The organism is Herminiimonas sp. (assembly GCF_030655415.1).
In genome coordinates, this window is record NZ_JAURVN010000014.1 from 365,980 (window position 1) to 380,433 (window position 14,454).

Consider the following 14,454-nt stretch of genomic DNA (forward strand, 5'->3'; position numbering starts at 1 on the left):
GCATGAATCCACAAATGACCGCAATCATCGTGCACGATTTAAAGAATGCCTTGGGCGTGCTGGAAGGCCAACTATCTGCGTTAACTGCAGATCTCGATCATAAGCAAGCGGTGCAAGCGCATACGACGTGTGTCGCACTGCGTGAAAAGTTAATCGGATTCTTGACGCTATACAAAGCTTCCGAACACGCTTTGACCGCACGTGTTGAAGCAGTCAGCCCGGATGATTTTTTGCAGGCATTGGTGCGTAATCATTTGGTAGAACATTCTGCCGAAGCTCCACAAATACAGATCACCATCAATGACGAAGCCATGCCGGCCATCGCATTCTTCGATGAGTATTTAGCGGGAATGGCTTTGGATGCAGCACTACAAAATGCGTTGCGCTTTGCGAAATCGGAGATCAGTATCGCCTGTGAGAAAAAAAATGGCGAGATCGTTTTCACGATTCAAGATGATGGGCCAGGTTTGGGAACAACAGAGGAAAAACCATCTACCGGTTTAGGCATGGCCTTGTGCGAAGCCATCGCCCGCGCGCATCAAAATGAAGGCCGATTCGGCAGCACGCAATTGCAATCACTGCCGGCAGGCGGCGCGCTTTTTACTTTACGCTTGCCTTAAAAACAAAGCGCTTCATCAAGCACGCTTTTTTAGTGCTGCAGATTAATCTCTTTTACTTCCAGCGTACCGTCACGTATTTTCAAACGCTGCACGCCCGGCAATGCAATCAAGTCTCTATCGTGACAAGCCATGATGACACTGCTGCCCTCGCCTACCAATGTTGGAATCAAGGCGATCACCTGCTCGCGCGCAGCACCATCCAGATTGGCGGTCGGTTCATCGAGCAACAACAATTTCGGCGCCAATACACGCGCCCGCGCTAACGCGACGCGCTGCTTTTCGCCACCGGATAAAAATGTCGGAATACTCTTGCGCAAGTGCGCGATGCCGGCCCACGCTATGGCTTCCTCGACCTTTTCAGCAATGATATTTTTCGCTACACCGCGCACCGTCAAGCCATACGCAATATTGTCGGCAACGCTGGTGGAGAACATCACTGGATGCTGGTGCACGTAGACGATGGCGTCGCGCATCACGCGCGGATAAGGCGACAGAGCGACGGCCTCACCATTAAATTTCACTTCACCCGCATCGGCCGATTCCAGTCCTGCCAAGATGCGCATCAAGGTACTTTTTCCTGAGCCGTTGGCACCAGTCAGCACATAAGCTTGCGCTGCTGCAATCGATAGATTTTCAATGTTCAGCAATTGACGCTGATGAAATTTCTTTTGCAGATTGTGGATAGTTAATAATGCGTCCATCACATATTCCTCGCAGGACGTGTGTCACCTTGCAATAGCATCATGCCGGCGTTGATCAACAAGGCAAACGCTACCAAGACAATTCCCAACGCAATACCTTGAGCGAATTCGCCTTTGCTGGTTTCCAGCGCAATTGCGGTTGTGATGGTGCGTGTTTCGCCGGCGATATTCCCACCAACCATCATCGCGCAACCCACTTCAGAGATGACGCGTCCGAAGCCATTGATCACTGCAGCCATCACACCAAAGCGTACTTCGTGCAAAACCGTCAGCATCACGCGCCATCTGGAAGCGCCATGCACGATTGCCGTTTCAGCCAAACGCGGATCAGCTGCTTGCACAGCCGACAAAGTGAATGCAATCAGCACCGGCAACACGATCAGGATTTGTCCGAGGATGACGCCTGATTGCGTGAACAACCATTGCAGCGAACCGAAAGGCCCTTGACGCGACAACAGCAAGTAGAGCAACAAGCCAATCAAAACGGTAGGCAGAGATAGCGCGGCCTGCGCGATCCAGATCACAATGCGACGCCCGGTGAATTCGCGCGTGGCAATCACATAACCGATCAACACAGCGACCGGCGCTGCAATCAGCAAGCCAACGATCGAAGTTTTCAGCGAGATCCAGATAATTCGCCATAGCACCGGGTCGCCCGAAAAGAGCAAACCGAAAGCAGCCTGGGTGGCGTCAATTAATGGCATGGAGAATGAGGAAGTAAGGCGACGAAACTCATCGCGATTTATTATGCTGGCGCAATTTTAACGCACTCTAAATGTGCATCGGTAGAAGACTTTAGTTTGCGCGGCAAATAAGGTCAGAAGCTGGCGTCAAACGGCGTCAGGCGACGTGTAGTGGAACGTCCAGCAATTCCGGTTCGTAGATCAGACGTTCTTTGCCAGTCACCAGTAAAAAGTGTTTGCCGGTGCAGCGTGCCAGCAAAGTCATGTTGACCTTTTCTGCGACCAGATGTCCCATCTGCGTCGTGCCCGATCGCGAAATCAAAAATGGCATGCCCATCTGCGCGCCCTTGATCACCATCTCTGAAGTCAAACGGCCAGTGGTGTAAAAGACCTTGTCAGCACCGCTGATATTTTCCAGCCACATGATGCCTGCGATGGAATCGACCGCATTGTGGCGACCGACATCTTCGATGAAATACTGCAGTTCACCTTCGGATGAAAACAAGCCGCAACCATGTACTGACCCGGCTTTTGCATAGACCGAATCCTGCGTGCGTATCTTGTTGACGATTTTATACAAGGTGGATTGCTTCAACCTGGCGTCAGGTGGCAAAACTATCGTATCGACTTCATCCATCAAACCGCCAAACATCGTGCCTTGGCCGCAACCTGTGGTCACCACGCGCTTGGCGGTACGTTCTTCAATGTTCTCGATTCCGCCGCGCGTTGTTACCTCAACTGCATGCTTGTCCCAGTCAACATGAATGGACACAACTTCTTCTATCGCGTGCACCAAACGTTGATTGCGCAAATAGCCCAGCGTGAGTGCTTCGGGTGCTGCACCCAAGGTCATCAGCGTGATCAACTCACGACCATCAACGTAGACCGTCAACGGACGTTCAGCGGGAATCGCAATTTGCGAAACCTGCGTAGTTTCATCGACGACGTTAACGTCGTATGTCAGCTTGATAGGCGTACTGGTAAATTCTGGGCGATACGACATGGCGACTCATTTTGGACAGGCGAAAACCCCTGTTCATTATCGGATTCATGTTTTTACATGATGCTTGGCGCGCGACAAAAGGCGAATGTCATATGAACATCGCACTTATTGTTGGCACAGGAGGGATTATAACGGCAAGAGGTTCTCAGGGTTCAGAGCAACCTGCGGCAATCCACCTTGAAGAGATGGATTGCCTATTACGAATGACTGATTATTTTTTTGCGCCAGCGGCAGGAACCGGTTTTGAATCAGCTACACCCACAGTAGATGTCGCGACCTGCAATGCCACATACGGGCCCGGATTGGTACACGCAGGTACTTCAACCGCTGGTTTTGGTTTGCCTTTTTGCTTCAAGTAACTCGCAGCGACTTTATCTTGAGCTTGGCATAACTGATAGGCAGCGACCTTGTCGCTCCAGGCTGTTTTGTTTTTGGTTTCGTCGGCTTTCGCTTTGGCTTCATCGCTCAAGGGCGGCAATTTCGCCGACGCCACGCCCATCACCATCAAGCCCATTACCGCGATCAGCAACTTATTCATCTGTATTTTGCTCATGTTTATCTCCTTAGACAGCCTTGGCCGGGATGCCCAATTTATCCGCGCCTTTTTCAGTACGAACGCGTGGCACTTTTCCACTTTCAATTTCCGCATACCAAATGTCGTGATGCTCTTTCGCCCACGCATCGTCGACATAACCGGTCGACATTGCCTCGTAAGCGCCTTCCATCCCCAGCGTACCGATGTAGATATGCGCCAGCGACGCGCTGAACACAAGTACCGCAGCAACCAGATGAATGATGTTGGCAATCTGCATATTGCCGCGTGTGTACAGAATGCCGGGCACCAGCATGTCGAGCACAAAACCAGATACGCTAACGATCAAACCAAGGAAGACCAGTCCGCCCCAGAACCATAATTTTTCACCGGCATTGAAGCGGCCCGCGCTGGCATGGCCACGTGCACCGCCCAGCTTCACCAACCATTGCCAATCAGCTTTTGTCGGAAAATTATCTTTTACAAAAATCGCGAACATCACTATCAGCGACACAGTGAAAACCGGCCCTACAAAATTGTGGACGTTCTTGCAGGCATACGCGAGCCAGCCGAAAGCCGTATGCCCGAATACCGGTAGCACAACATATTTACCGAACAACATCAGCAGACCGGTAAATGCCAAGGTCAGGAAGCTGATCGCAACCGTCCAATGCGAGATGCGCTCGAAGGATGTAAAGCGCTCGATCAGCCGACCAGTACGGCCACTTTTCAATTTGATCGTGCCAACCGCCAGATAAAAAGCCGCGATGCCTACGACCGCAACAATGATCAACCAACCACCGTAAAAGGTCAGCGGGCCATTGCGATATTGACGCCACGCTTCACCCGCAGTAGTCGCACGTGCTTGCCCGGGGAATTGTGCTTTCGGTTGAATCAAGACGCCGGATTCCAGCGCAGGCAGGCTGGAATAATGTTCCTCGCCCTCTTTGATTTGACGATAAACCGGCGCCATATTACCGCGCTGAACTTGAGTCCGCTCAGCCTGATTTTGCTTCATGTAGAGAATATCGTCGGATTGAATATTCGACATATTCTGTACAGCGGGCGGTGTTGCTTCCGCTTTGGATTCTGCTGCTTTATTTGCAGCAGGTTCAGTCGCTTGGGCCATCGCAAGACCGTTCATCGCAAAGATCAGCGATGAGGCTAAAGCGAGTTTGGCGAACCATTTATTCATGATCATTCTCCTTGCGAATGCATCAATTGGTTTTCACATACTCGTTCTGCGATTGAGCACGGTTGCGCATTTGCGTATCCCATTCGGTCTTGTTGCCAGCGGTCCAGCCCTTGATCACATAGGGATCATTAGCTGCGCCCTTGTATGGCGGAACATCGCCAGAGACGCGCTCTTTGTCTTGCGACTGAGTTTTTTCGCTGCAGCCGAACACTGTCAGCGCAAGTACTGAGATCAACAGAGCGCGCATCATGATTTTTTCTCCGCTGGCGCTTTTGCCTCTGGATTATGCGATTTGCCATATGCAGTGCCCCAACCCCAGACTTCGCTACCTTTGCCACGACGCAGTACGCGAGCGCGGAAGATATCGGCAATCACATCGCCATCACCACCCAGCAAGGCTTTGGTCGAACACATTTCAGCGCAGGCTGGCAACTTGCCTTCAGCCAGACGATTACGTCCGTATTTTTCAAACTCTGCTTTCGATCCATTCTCTTCCGGACCACCAGCGCAGAACGTGCACTTGTCCATTTTGCCGCGCAAGCCGAAGGTGCCGTTGGATGGGAACTGTGGCGCACCGAACGGACAAGCATATGAGCAGTAACCACAACCGATGCAGATGTCCTTGTCATGCAAGACCACGCCTTCATCGGTGCGATAGAAGCAATCGACCGGACACACCGCCATGCAAGGCGCATCGGAACAATGCATACAAGCGACGGATATGGTTTTTTCCTGTCCGATCACGCCATCGTTGATTGTTACTACACGTCGGCGATTCACACCCCACGGGACTTCATGCTCGTTTTTGCAAGCGGTCACGCAACCATTGCATTCGATACAGCGCTCTGCATCGCAGATGAATTTCATTCGTGCCATTTTGATCTCTCCTTAGCTGTTCTTATCAACGTTCAACGATTTGTACTGTCTGATTTCACTAGATGCTTCATTGCTGCTTTCATCCCCGTTACTTTCATCGCTATTAGTTCAGTTGATAATCACGCCGTTGCTTTCTCGATATTGCAAATCGTGGTCTTGGTTTCCTGCATCATCGTGACCGAGTCATAACCATAAGTTGTCGCCGTATTCACAGCTTCACCGCGCACGATAGGTGCCGCGCCTTCTGGGTACGAATCGATCATGTCCTTGCCCTGCCACCATCCAGAGAAATGGAACGGAATAAATGCCGTGTCCGCCCCTACCCGCACTGTCACCAGGGCCTTGACCTTAATGCGCGCGCCGGTCGGCGTACTGACGATCACGTAATCACCGTTGCGTATGCCGCGATCGGATGCTGCTTTTGGATTGATCTCGACAAAGTTCTCTTGCTGCAGTTCGGCCAGCCAAGGATTGGAGCGCGTTTCTTCACCGCCGCCTTCGTACTCAACCAGACGTCCTGAAGTGAGGATGATAGGAAACTTCTCGTACAACTTGGCTTCGATATTTTTGTCTTGCAGCGACTTATACAAAGTCGGCATGCGCCAGAAACCTTTTTTATCCTCATGCGTTGGATATTTGGCGACCAGATCCGGACGTGTGCCGTACAGAGGTTCGCGATGCAGAGGTACCGGATCAGGAAAGTTCCACACCACGGCGCGTGCTTTCGCATTACCCCATGGATGTACGCCATGCACTTGCATCGTTACGCGCTGAATCCCGCCAGACAAATCGGTCTTCCAGTTCTTGCCTTCAGCCGCTTTTTTCTCGACATCGGTAAGGTCGTCCCACCAGCCGAGTTTTTTCATCAGGATGTGATCGAACTCTGGATAACCGGTAGTGATATCGGCATCCTTGCTGTGCGAACCATCTTCCGCCAACAGACTGACGCCATCTTTTTCAACACCGAAGTTGGCGCGGAAATTACCGCCACCTTCCATCATTGTTTTTGATGTGTCATACAGATTAGGAGAGCCCGGATGTTTCAATTCTGGTGTGCCGTAACAAGGCCATGGCAAACCAAAATAATCGCCGGTCATGTCGTAGCCGCTGACGGCATCCTTGCCGCCTTTGCATTTGAGCGTTTTCACATCGAACAAATTCATGTTGCGCATGTGCGCTTTCAAACGCATAGGCGACTGACCGGTATAGCCGATCGTCCATGTGCCGCGATTGATTTCTTCCAGCATCGATTCAGGTTCCGGCTCCATCATGCCGCCCTTGCCTGGAACCAGTTTGATCTTGGCGACCAACTCTTTGCCGAAGCCAAGCTTTTGCGCCATTTGATACATGATCATGTGATCGGTACGCGACTCGAACAATGGCTCGATTACTTTTTCACGCCATTGCAAAGAACGATTCGAAGCTGTCACCGAACCCGATGTTTCGAATTGCGTCGCTGCAGGTAATAGATACACAGCACGATTTGGATTGAGTTCTTGTCCATCGACTTTCATCGCTGCCATCGCTGCGGTAGCAGATGGATATGGATCGATCACGACCAGTAGATCAAGTTTGTCGAAGGCCTTTTTCATATCCAGCCCGCGTGTTTGCGAGTTCGGTGCATGGCCCCAGAACAGCATGGCCTTGACCGTATTTTCCTGGTCTATGTGCTCGCTTTTTTCAAGTACGGCATCGACCCAGCGTGAAACGGTGGTGCCGGATTTTTCCATCATGGCTTGCGAAGCAAACTGCTTTTTCACCCATTCGTAGTCAACGCCCCAGACGGTGCACCAGTGTTTCCATGAACCGGTCGCCAGACCGTAATAACCAGGCAGTGAATCAGGATTAGGACCGACGTCAGTCGCGCCTTGTACGTTATCGTGGCCGCGGAAAATATTCGTGCCGCCGCCGGATTTACCAACGTTACCCAAAGCCAGTTGCAGAATGCAGGATGCGCGCACCATCGCATTACCGATCGTGTGCTGCGTCTGTCCCATGCACCAGACGACTGTTGAAGGACGATTCTTCGCCATTGTTTCTGCGGCTTTGTAGACTTCGGCTTCTGGCACACCGCAGGCTTCTTCGACTTTTTCCGGTGTCCATTTCATGACTTCGTCTCGGACTTTTTCCATGCCGTAGACGCGGTCGTGTATGTACTGTTTGTCTTCCCAGCCGTTTTTGAAGATGTGATACAGCACGCCCCACAGGAACGGAATATCAGAACCTGAACGTATGCGTATGTATTGATCTGATTTTGCAGCGGTACGTGTATAACGCGGATCGACCACGATCATTTTGCAGCCGATTTCTTTCGCATGCAGCATGTGCAACATTGAAACCGGATGGGCTTCAGCGGCGTTCGAACCGATGTACAACGCAGCCTTCGAATTCTGCATATCGTTGTAGCTGTTGGTCATCGCGCCATAGCCCCAGGTATTGGCGACGCCGGCCACAGTGGTCGAGTGGCAGATACGGGCTTGGTGATCGGTATTGTTGGTGCCGAAGAAGGAAACGAACTTGCGTAGCAACGCTGCTTGCTCATTATTGTGTTTGGAAGAACCCACGAAGAAAACAGAATCCGGCCCGCTGACTTTTCTAATATCGAGCATCTTGGCTGTGATTTCGTTCATGGCTTGATCCCAGCTGATGCGCTGATATTTACCATTGACTAATTTCATTGGATATTTCAAGCGGTACTCCCCATGACCATGCTCGCGTAGTGCTGCACCTTTGGCGCAATGCGCGCCAAGATTAATCGGCGAATCGAAGACAGGTTCTTGACGTACCCACACGCCATTTTCGACGATCGCATCAGATGCGCAGCCAACTGAACAGTGCGTACAAATGGTACGTTTGACTTCGATCTTGCTGCCACCGGCTGCGGCTTTTCCGCCTTCTGCAGCTTTGGCTTTTTGAATAAGTCCTAGCTGTGCCGCAGCAATGCCGGCGCCGATACCGATGCCAGAGCGTTTGAGAAAGCCGCGTCTATCCATAGTCGGCAATGCGCGCGACAGGCTATCAGCAAGACTGGATGTGAAGCGGGCAGGCGAACGCTCTGCAGCGTTGCTTTTGCGAGTTAACAGCATGACGTCACCTCGTGATTAAATTGTGGTGGTGCGGTAGTATTTTTTGATGTGCTCCGTCAAACGGTAGCTGTCGCCATCAGGCTCTTGCGGGGACAGTACGTTTTCCAGAGCGGAAGTTGCAGATTCGGGAGCCAGTTTGGCGGCGACGCCAGCTGCGGCGACCATGCCAAGGCCTGCGAAGAAAGTACGGCGGGGAATACGGGATTGCTCGGACATGATCGTCTCCTGTAATTGGATCAGGACGTAATATGCTTTTTAATTCCTATGCACTATATATGCAAAGTTAGCATACCTTTTGGCAACTTGCACGCCCTAAAAGGCTGAAACTGCACCTTTCCAGGGCAAAACAAAGCTATAACTTAAAAATATTGTCGATTTTCTTAAATATATAAATCTGACATGGCTCAGCCATATCAATTAGGCCATATCAAAAGCCTGCATTTCGACTTCAAAAAATATGCGTGCCAAACGTGCTACCGGTTTGTAGAACTTTGCATTCGAACTGGCTTCAATCGCGTTACAGCAATCAACCACCCATGCCCGCATATGCGCATTGAAAAACTTTTCCTGTGCAGCTAGATTCGCGTGCACCACATCGTCCGAAGCAATCAGATAACGCATTACTTCACACAATGAGGCCAGATGATCTTCGCTCTCGACCACATCGTCTGATCGCTGCAAGCCTAGCAGCGACAAATCAGTACGCAGTTCCGCCAGCGGTTTTTCCATCAAAAACCCCGACAGATAAAACGAGCCATACAACATCACTTCCGGCTTGCCGACGCCTACAAACAGCAATTCATATTCTTCACGCACAGCTTCTTGCTGCGCAGTTTTGCATGCGGCGACCAGATCGGCCCACGCATGCTCCAACACACTGTCGCCTGCCAATACAGAATTACCTATCGTATCCAGCAAGGCTTGCGGTGGCGGCGCATACAGCAGCGTCGCCAGCAAACCGTAAAGATCGGCACGCGCAGTTTCTTCACCTTGATCCTGCGATTCAAACTTGATGGATTGCGTGCTTGTCATGTGATCCTGTCAGTACGTTATTCAATTGAATGCTCATTACAAATCGATTGCGAGCTCGCGTTCGCTTACTTCAAATCTGCGATCGACGATTCTGTTTTATTCGCCATCATGTCGACCACGCGGCAATCGGAACACATCTTGAGTCTGTCGATATTGCCGGAGAAAGCGCCATGCAAAGAGAGCTTGGCGACCATGTTCTCAATCATCTTTGCGGTGCCGAATGGTTTCTGGCAACTGATGCAACGATATGGTTCCGCTTCATACAAAACCTGCAGTTCTTTCACCGCATCGGTCAGCAGTAAACGTGGAGCCAAGGTGATAGCATTTTCAGGACAGGTCTTTTCGCACAACCCGCATTGGACGCAATTTTTTTCGATAAAGCGCAGTTGAGGAGAATTGGCGTTATCAGTCAACGCAGATTCAGGACATGCGCCTACGCATGACATGCACAAGGTGCACGCATCCTTGTTCACCATAACCATGCCGTATGGCGCACCGGCCGGCAGCGGAATTTCATCTACCTTGAGTGGAGCGAAACTCTTCAGATGATCGATTGCCAGTTCCAGCGTATTGCGTTTATCTGCGGCTACATTAAATAGTCCACGCTTGGCTGGTACTTGTGCGGGTTCGATTGCAGCCAGCTCAGCATCAAGTTGCGCGGCGCTGGTTGCCTGAATCAGCGAAAAATGCACGCCTTCATAACCGAGACCACTCAATATGGTTTGCGCGATATCGATTTGCTGCGTCAAAGCATTGACGTATTGCGGCGCATCTTGCGTCGTCGTGAGTATCGCCACATGGGTAGCGCCATAAGCAATGGCGGCGAGCCAGATATCGATACCGGTCGATGCTGCGTGATGCAATTCAAACGGGATCAACCGCGCTGGCATACCTTTTAGTTTTCCAGTCGCTTGTGCAAGCCGGCCTAGCTCGCTAACCATTGCAGCGCCCTGCTCCTGATTATGCAAAAGCAGCATAGGTTGAACGCCACCGGCCTTGGCGAACGTGTTCAGCATCGTCTTCACGCGCGTGCCGGTATCGGTCGTGCGCGGATAAGCGTAAGCCAGTGCGCCGGATGGACAAACCGTCGTACACGCGCCGCAACCTACACAAAGATTCGGATTGACCTTGATCAGATTGCCGTTATGGCTAACTGCTTCTGCCGAACAAACATCTATGCAGGAAGTACAACCGACTTTGCCGTTGCGACCATGCGCACAGAGTTTTTCCTTGTAGAGAAAAAATTTCGGCTTGCTGAATTCGCCAACCATTTGCGTCAGCTTCAATGCTTCATCCATTTGTTTATCGATGGATGCACCTGGCGCAAAATAACCTTGTGGCGGTTGATGCAATGCGAGCAAAGGCGCATCAGACAAGTCGAAAATCAAATCAAATTCGCTACTGCGTTCCGTTGCAATGCGTGTGAAGTCGATCGCACCGATTGTGCCGCAGGCCTTCACACAGTCTCTATGCGAGGTGCATTTATTCAAATCAATCTGATAGGTCAGGTCGATTGCATTTTCCGGACAAACTTCTATGCAGGCATTACAGCGTGTACAAGTTTCCAGATCAATCGGATTGGCTTGCTGCCACTTCACTGTGAAAGCGCCCAGCCAACCATTGATTGCAATCTGATCGCCTGAGAAACAAGGAAATTCTCTATCTTGCGCAATTTCGCCAGCGGCATTCCCCGTCAACAAAACGCTGACATCCAATTGTGCGCCTAGCCGTTTCGCCCAGGACAATGCGCGATCTGCCGGCCCGACTATTAATACATGTCCGGCCGATTTGTAATCAACAGTGGGTACAGGTTCGGGATCTGGCAATGCGGCGGCGGCCAGCAAAGCGGCCATTTTTGGCAAGGCGTTTTTGGAGTCCGCGCCCCACCCGCCTGTTTCGCGAATATTCACGAAGCGTAAAGGCGCAACCGAGTTTTTTTGCTGAGCGATTTCAGCGAATAAACCGCGCTCTTGCGTACAAGCCACAACCACATCGTCCACGCCATCCAGCGACGACATATAGGCGCCGACTTCCTTCCTGCAAAGCTCTGTAGCGATGGGCAATGCACCTGTGCCAAGTGCTGCGCCCAACTGCGCGCCTGCCGCAGCGTCCAGCGGCATGGTTCGATTGCAATTACATACTTTGAATTCTGTGGTCATTGGCTGGCTTGTAGAGGCTGGCTATTCGATCAATCCTAAACGTCGTCGACGTCAGGCTTGGCTTTGGGATTTTTTACTTGTAGTTCTTCTTCGCTAGCTTGATCCAACAGGGCCTCGGAGGTTTGAGGCATCTGCTGTTCAGCATAATCTTTTTTAGGCGCTGCATCAGAGGATGCGCTATCGACCTCATCAGTCGTCGCTACCTGCTCATCAAGCGCAAGTACTTCGCCATCCACTGCGACTTCTTTTGTTTCGGGTATTTTTTCCAGCAAACGCATCAACGGCGTTTTGAGTTGCGATAAAGGATCCAGTAATGCCTTCGCGTGATTCAGCGAAGCCAGCAATGCTGGTGTGATCGGTTCAAATTTATTGTAATCATCGATGTAAATATCCAAACCATCCATGATGTTGAAATGTGGATCGGTGAATAATTTTTTCATCGCAGAACGCTTGACCGACTCATCCACCCCTTGCGACATGAAGGCTGAATAATCAGAATCGTGCGTCAGCTTGTCGACGTCTTCTTGCGTAGGCAAGCGCTTGACTTCAGCTTCAGAAGTTGCATGCTCTGCATCATTCGTCCGCGTCTCTGTCGATGGATGCGTTGCGATATCAGTGGCCGCAACTTCACCGTCAACCGTGCTCGGGGCATCGGTTTTCTTTTTAGCCCAACGCGTGAAAAAATCTTCAGCTGCCATTGGGTTCACCTTCGGCGCGCGCCATCTTGTCTACGCCCTCACCGCCTTCAAACGATGGCTTTTTGTGTTTGCGTTTAGGCTCGGGATGATAATAGTCGCGCGTGAATTCGCTCAGGCGTTCCAAGATTTCAGCGGAGGCTGGCAAGGTATCAACGCGCTCGCCGCCATCCATCAAACGTGCGGCTTCGTTGTAAGACAAGGTGACTGATTTAGGAACTGCGAGTTCGACGCCATCGACTTCTTCGATGCGCCACATGATGAACCAGCACGGCGTAGGCGCACTGATATTGAGAAAATAGCCTTCGGATTCACTGCTCGACAAGCTGACGTCGATACCATTGAATAACCAGCGTGTATCGGTCGGATCGTTACGCAGGCAACGCGGTGCGCTCTGCTCCGATACCTGACCAACGATTTCAATCGGCAGCCATTGAAACGGCTGCCAACGATTTGATAATGGTGTGCATTGCATGATGACGCCAATGCGAATTGCTTCTGTCTCCATGTCTCCTCATTTCGGCAGATTTCTGCCTGTCGTTGTAACGATAGCGACGCGTTGACTATTGTGCGCCGAAACTGCAAATCGGATTTCATCTCTGAAAGTCACGTTGCAAACGATGAAGGAAAATCATGAAAAAACTGCGTGAGCAGCTTTTGCTCACGCTTTTATACTTACTTTTATTTACTACCAAGCATTCATACTTTAGGGCAACCATACGCGTAAACACGTATTACATCAAGCCCGCAAGCTTAGTCGTTCTTGACCACGATGGTCGGGAACTTGGACGACATGTCTTTGGCTTTTTCTGCAACCTTGATCGCAATTTTGCGTGCGATCTGTTTGTAGATAACCGCGATAGGTCCATCAGGATCAGCGACGACTGTAGGCTTGCCGGAATCCGCTTGCTGACGAATTGACATCGTCAACGGCAAGGCACCGAGGAAATCCACGCCATATTCGCCGCACATTTTTTCGCCGCCACCTTCACCGAAAATCGCTTCGGCGTGCCCGCAGTTCGAACAAATATGCGTACTCATGTTTTCTACAATGCCGAGAATCGGGATGCCAACTTTCTCGAACATTTTCAAACCTTTGCGCGCATCCAGCAATGCGATGTCTTGCGGCGTTGTCACGATCACAGCGCCGGTAACCGGCACTTTTTGCGACATCGTCAATTGAATATCGCCGGTACCTGGCGGCATGTCGACGATCAGATAATCGAGGTCGCGCCAGTTGGTTTGTTCCAGCAATTGCGTCAATGCTTGTGTCACGATCGGGCCGCGCCAAACCATAGGTTCATCAGGATCGATCATGAAACCGATACTGGAAACTTGCAGGCCGTAATTCTCCATCGGCTCCATGGTTTTGCCATCGGCACTTTCCGGGCGACCGGAAATACCCATCATCATCGGTTGCGAAGGACCATAAATATCCGCATCCAGAATACCGACTTGCGCGCCTTCTGCTGCCAATGCCAACGCAAGATTGACAGACGTCGTCGATTTGCCGACGCCACCCTTGCCTGATGCAACCGCAATAATATTTTTAACGTTGGCCATCAACTTCACGCCGCGTTGCGCCGAATGCGCGACGATGACGGAATGCACGTTGGCAGTCGCGCTGCCTATGCCTTCAATTGTTCGTACCGCAGCAATCGATGCTTTGCGGATACCGTCGATCTGACTTTTAGCTGGATAACCAAGCTCAACGTCGAATATGACGTTGGTGCCATTAATTTGGATGTTTTTTGCAGAACGGCTACTGACTAAATCTTTGCCGGTATTCGGATCTATGACTGTGGACAATGCTGCCTTGACTGCTTCTATCGTGATACTCATTGGTTCTCCTGAATTTTATAGCGCAAGTCT

15 protein-coding genes are annotated in these 14,454 nt (G+C 51.0%); 1 reads left to right on the forward strand and 14 read right to left on the reverse strand.

Going from position 1 to position 14,454, the window contains the following annotated elements; translation table 11 throughout:
* The first annotated feature begins 2 nt into the window (after positions 1 to 2).
* Positions 3 to 620, forward strand: coding sequence for a sensor histidine kinase KdpD (locus Q7T66_RS10880; protein WP_304933361.1), 618 nt, complete (start codon positions 3 to 5; stop codon positions 618 to 620).
* A 29-nt stretch (positions 621 to 649) separates the two neighbouring features.
* Here Q7T66_RS10880 and Q7T66_RS10885 read toward each other — a convergent pair whose 3' ends face one another.
* The 14 genes from Q7T66_RS10885 to apbC all read right to left on the reverse strand — a co-directional run bounded on the left by Q7T66_RS10885 (position 650) and on the right by apbC (position 14,424).
* Complete coding sequence (locus Q7T66_RS10885) at positions 650 to 1,321, reverse strand: energy-coupling factor ABC transporter ATP-binding protein (RefSeq protein WP_304933362.1); 672 nt, start codon at positions 1,319 to 1,321, stop codon at positions 650 to 652.
* Entirely contained in the window at positions 1,321 to 2,025 is a 705-nt protein-coding gene (locus Q7T66_RS10890; RefSeq protein WP_304933363.1) for an ABC transporter permease, read from the reverse strand. The genes Q7T66_RS10885 and Q7T66_RS10890 overlap by 1 nt, the downstream gene beginning before the upstream one ends.
* 136 nt (positions 2,026 to 2,161) lie before the next feature.
* Positions 2,162 to 3,007: a formate dehydrogenase accessory sulfurtransferase FdhD gene (locus Q7T66_RS10895; protein ID WP_304933364.1), complete on the reverse strand. Its 846-nt coding sequence runs from the start codon at positions 3,005 to 3,007 to the stop codon at positions 2,162 to 2,164.
* A 211-nt stretch (positions 3,008 to 3,218) separates the two neighbouring features.
* Positions 3,219 to 3,560: a hypothetical protein gene (locus tag Q7T66_RS10900; RefSeq protein ID WP_370691642.1), complete on the reverse strand. Its 342-nt coding sequence runs from the start codon at positions 3,558 to 3,560 to the stop codon at positions 3,219 to 3,221.
* 10 nt (positions 3,561 to 3,570) lie between these two features.
* Positions 3,571 to 4,734: a formate dehydrogenase subunit gamma gene (locus Q7T66_RS10905; RefSeq protein WP_304933365.1), complete on the reverse strand. Its 1,164-nt coding sequence runs from the start codon at positions 4,732 to 4,734 to the stop codon at positions 3,571 to 3,573.
* A 22-nt stretch (positions 4,735 to 4,756) separates the two neighbouring features.
* Entirely contained in the window at positions 4,757 to 4,984 is a 228-nt protein-coding gene (locus tag Q7T66_RS10910) for a hypothetical protein (protein ID WP_304933366.1), read from the reverse strand.
* Positions 4,981 to 5,610: a formate dehydrogenase FDH3 subunit beta gene (gene fdh3B, locus Q7T66_RS10915; RefSeq protein WP_304933367.1), complete on the reverse strand. Its 630-nt coding sequence runs from the start codon at positions 5,608 to 5,610 to the stop codon at positions 4,981 to 4,983. The genes Q7T66_RS10910 and fdh3B overlap by 4 nt, the downstream gene beginning before the upstream one ends.
* Before the next feature lie 119 nt (positions 5,611 to 5,729).
* Positions 5,730 to 8,696, reverse strand: coding sequence for a formate dehydrogenase subunit alpha (locus tag Q7T66_RS10920; RefSeq protein WP_304933368.1), 2,967 nt, complete (start codon positions 8,694 to 8,696; stop codon positions 5,730 to 5,732).
* A 15-nt stretch (positions 8,697 to 8,711) separates the two neighbouring features.
* Entirely contained in the window at positions 8,712 to 8,912 is a 201-nt protein-coding gene (locus Q7T66_RS10925) for a hypothetical protein (RefSeq protein WP_304933369.1), read from the reverse strand.
* Positions 8,913 to 9,113: 201 nt separating this feature from the next.
* Positions 9,114 to 9,728 (reverse strand): molecular chaperone, encoded by a 615-nt coding sequence (locus tag Q7T66_RS10930; RefSeq protein WP_304933370.1) that lies wholly within the window; start codon positions 9,726 to 9,728, stop codon positions 9,114 to 9,116.
* Positions 9,729 to 9,793: 65 nt separating this feature from the next.
* Positions 9,794 to 11,887: a 4Fe-4S binding protein gene (locus tag Q7T66_RS10935; RefSeq protein ID WP_304933371.1), complete on the reverse strand. Its 2,094-nt coding sequence runs from the start codon at positions 11,885 to 11,887 to the stop codon at positions 9,794 to 9,796.
* Between the two features lie 35 nt (positions 11,888 to 11,922).
* On the reverse strand, positions 11,923 to 12,585 hold the full coding sequence (locus tag Q7T66_RS10940) for a DUF3306 domain-containing protein (protein WP_304933372.1): 663 nt from the start codon (positions 12,583 to 12,585) through the stop codon (positions 11,923 to 11,925).
* Positions 12,575 to 13,090 carry a DUF3305 domain-containing protein gene (locus Q7T66_RS10945; RefSeq protein ID WP_304933373.1) on the reverse strand — a complete coding sequence of 172 codons (516 nt, stop codon included), beginning with the start codon at positions 13,088 to 13,090 and terminating at the stop codon, positions 12,575 to 12,577. Before Q7T66_RS10945 ends, Q7T66_RS10940 begins: the two co-directional genes overlap by 11 nt.
* A 245-nt stretch (positions 13,091 to 13,335) precedes the next feature.
* Positions 13,336 to 14,424, reverse strand: coding sequence for an iron-sulfur cluster carrier protein ApbC (gene apbC, locus Q7T66_RS10950; protein WP_304933374.1), 1,089 nt, complete (start codon positions 14,422 to 14,424; stop codon positions 13,336 to 13,338).
* Positions 14,425 to 14,454: the final 30 nt, after the last annotated feature.

Excerpts from the sequence above, each read along its gene's own strand:
- Q7T66_RS10880 (WP_304933361.1), top strand. The coding sequence starts at position 3 with ATGAATCCACAAATGACCGCAATCATCGTGCACGATTTAAAGAATGCC.
- Q7T66_RS10885 (WP_304933362.1), bottom strand. The coding sequence starts at position 1,321 with ATGGACGCATTATTAACTATCCACAATCTGCAAAAGAAATTTCATCAG.
- Q7T66_RS10890 (WP_304933363.1), bottom strand. The coding sequence starts at position 2,025 with ATGCCATTAATTGACGCCACCCAGGCTGCTTTCGGTTTGCTCTTTTCG.
- Q7T66_RS10895 (WP_304933364.1), bottom strand. The coding sequence starts at position 3,007 with ATGTCGTATCGCCCAGAATTTACCAGTACGCCTATCAAGCTGACATAC.
- Q7T66_RS10900 (WP_370691642.1), bottom strand. The coding sequence starts at position 3,560 with ATGAGCAAAATACAGATGAATAAGTTGCTGATCGCGGTAATGGGCTTG.
- Q7T66_RS10905 (WP_304933365.1), bottom strand. The coding sequence starts at position 4,734 with ATGAATAAATGGTTCGCCAAACTCGCTTTAGCCTCATCGCTGATCTTT.
- Q7T66_RS10910 (WP_304933366.1), bottom strand. The coding sequence starts at position 4,984 with ATGATGCGCGCTCTGTTGATCTCAGTACTTGCGCTGACAGTGTTCGGC.
- fdh3B (WP_304933367.1), bottom strand. The coding sequence starts at position 5,610 with ATGGCACGAATGAAATTCATCTGCGATGCAGAGCGCTGTATCGAATGC.
- Q7T66_RS10920 (WP_304933368.1), bottom strand. The coding sequence starts at position 8,696 with ATGCTGTTAACTCGCAAAAGCAACGCTGCAGAGCGTTCGCCTGCCCGC.
- Q7T66_RS10925 (WP_304933369.1), bottom strand. The coding sequence starts at position 8,912 with ATGTCCGAGCAATCCCGTATTCCCCGCCGTACTTTCTTCGCAGGCCTT.
- Q7T66_RS10930 (WP_304933370.1), bottom strand. The coding sequence starts at position 9,728 with ATGACAAGCACGCAATCCATCAAGTTTGAATCGCAGGATCAAGGTGAA.
- Q7T66_RS10935 (WP_304933371.1), bottom strand. The coding sequence starts at position 11,887 with ATGACCACAGAATTCAAAGTATGTAATTGCAATCGAACCATGCCGCTG.
- Q7T66_RS10940 (WP_304933372.1), bottom strand. The coding sequence starts at position 12,585 with ATGGCAGCTGAAGATTTTTTCACGCGTTGGGCTAAAAAGAAAACCGAT.
- Q7T66_RS10945 (WP_304933373.1), bottom strand. The coding sequence starts at position 13,090 with ATGGAGACAGAAGCAATTCGCATTGGCGTCATCATGCAATGCACACCA.
- apbC (WP_304933374.1), bottom strand. The coding sequence starts at position 14,424 with ATGAGTATCACGATAGAAGCAGTCAAGGCAGCATTGTCCACAGTCATA.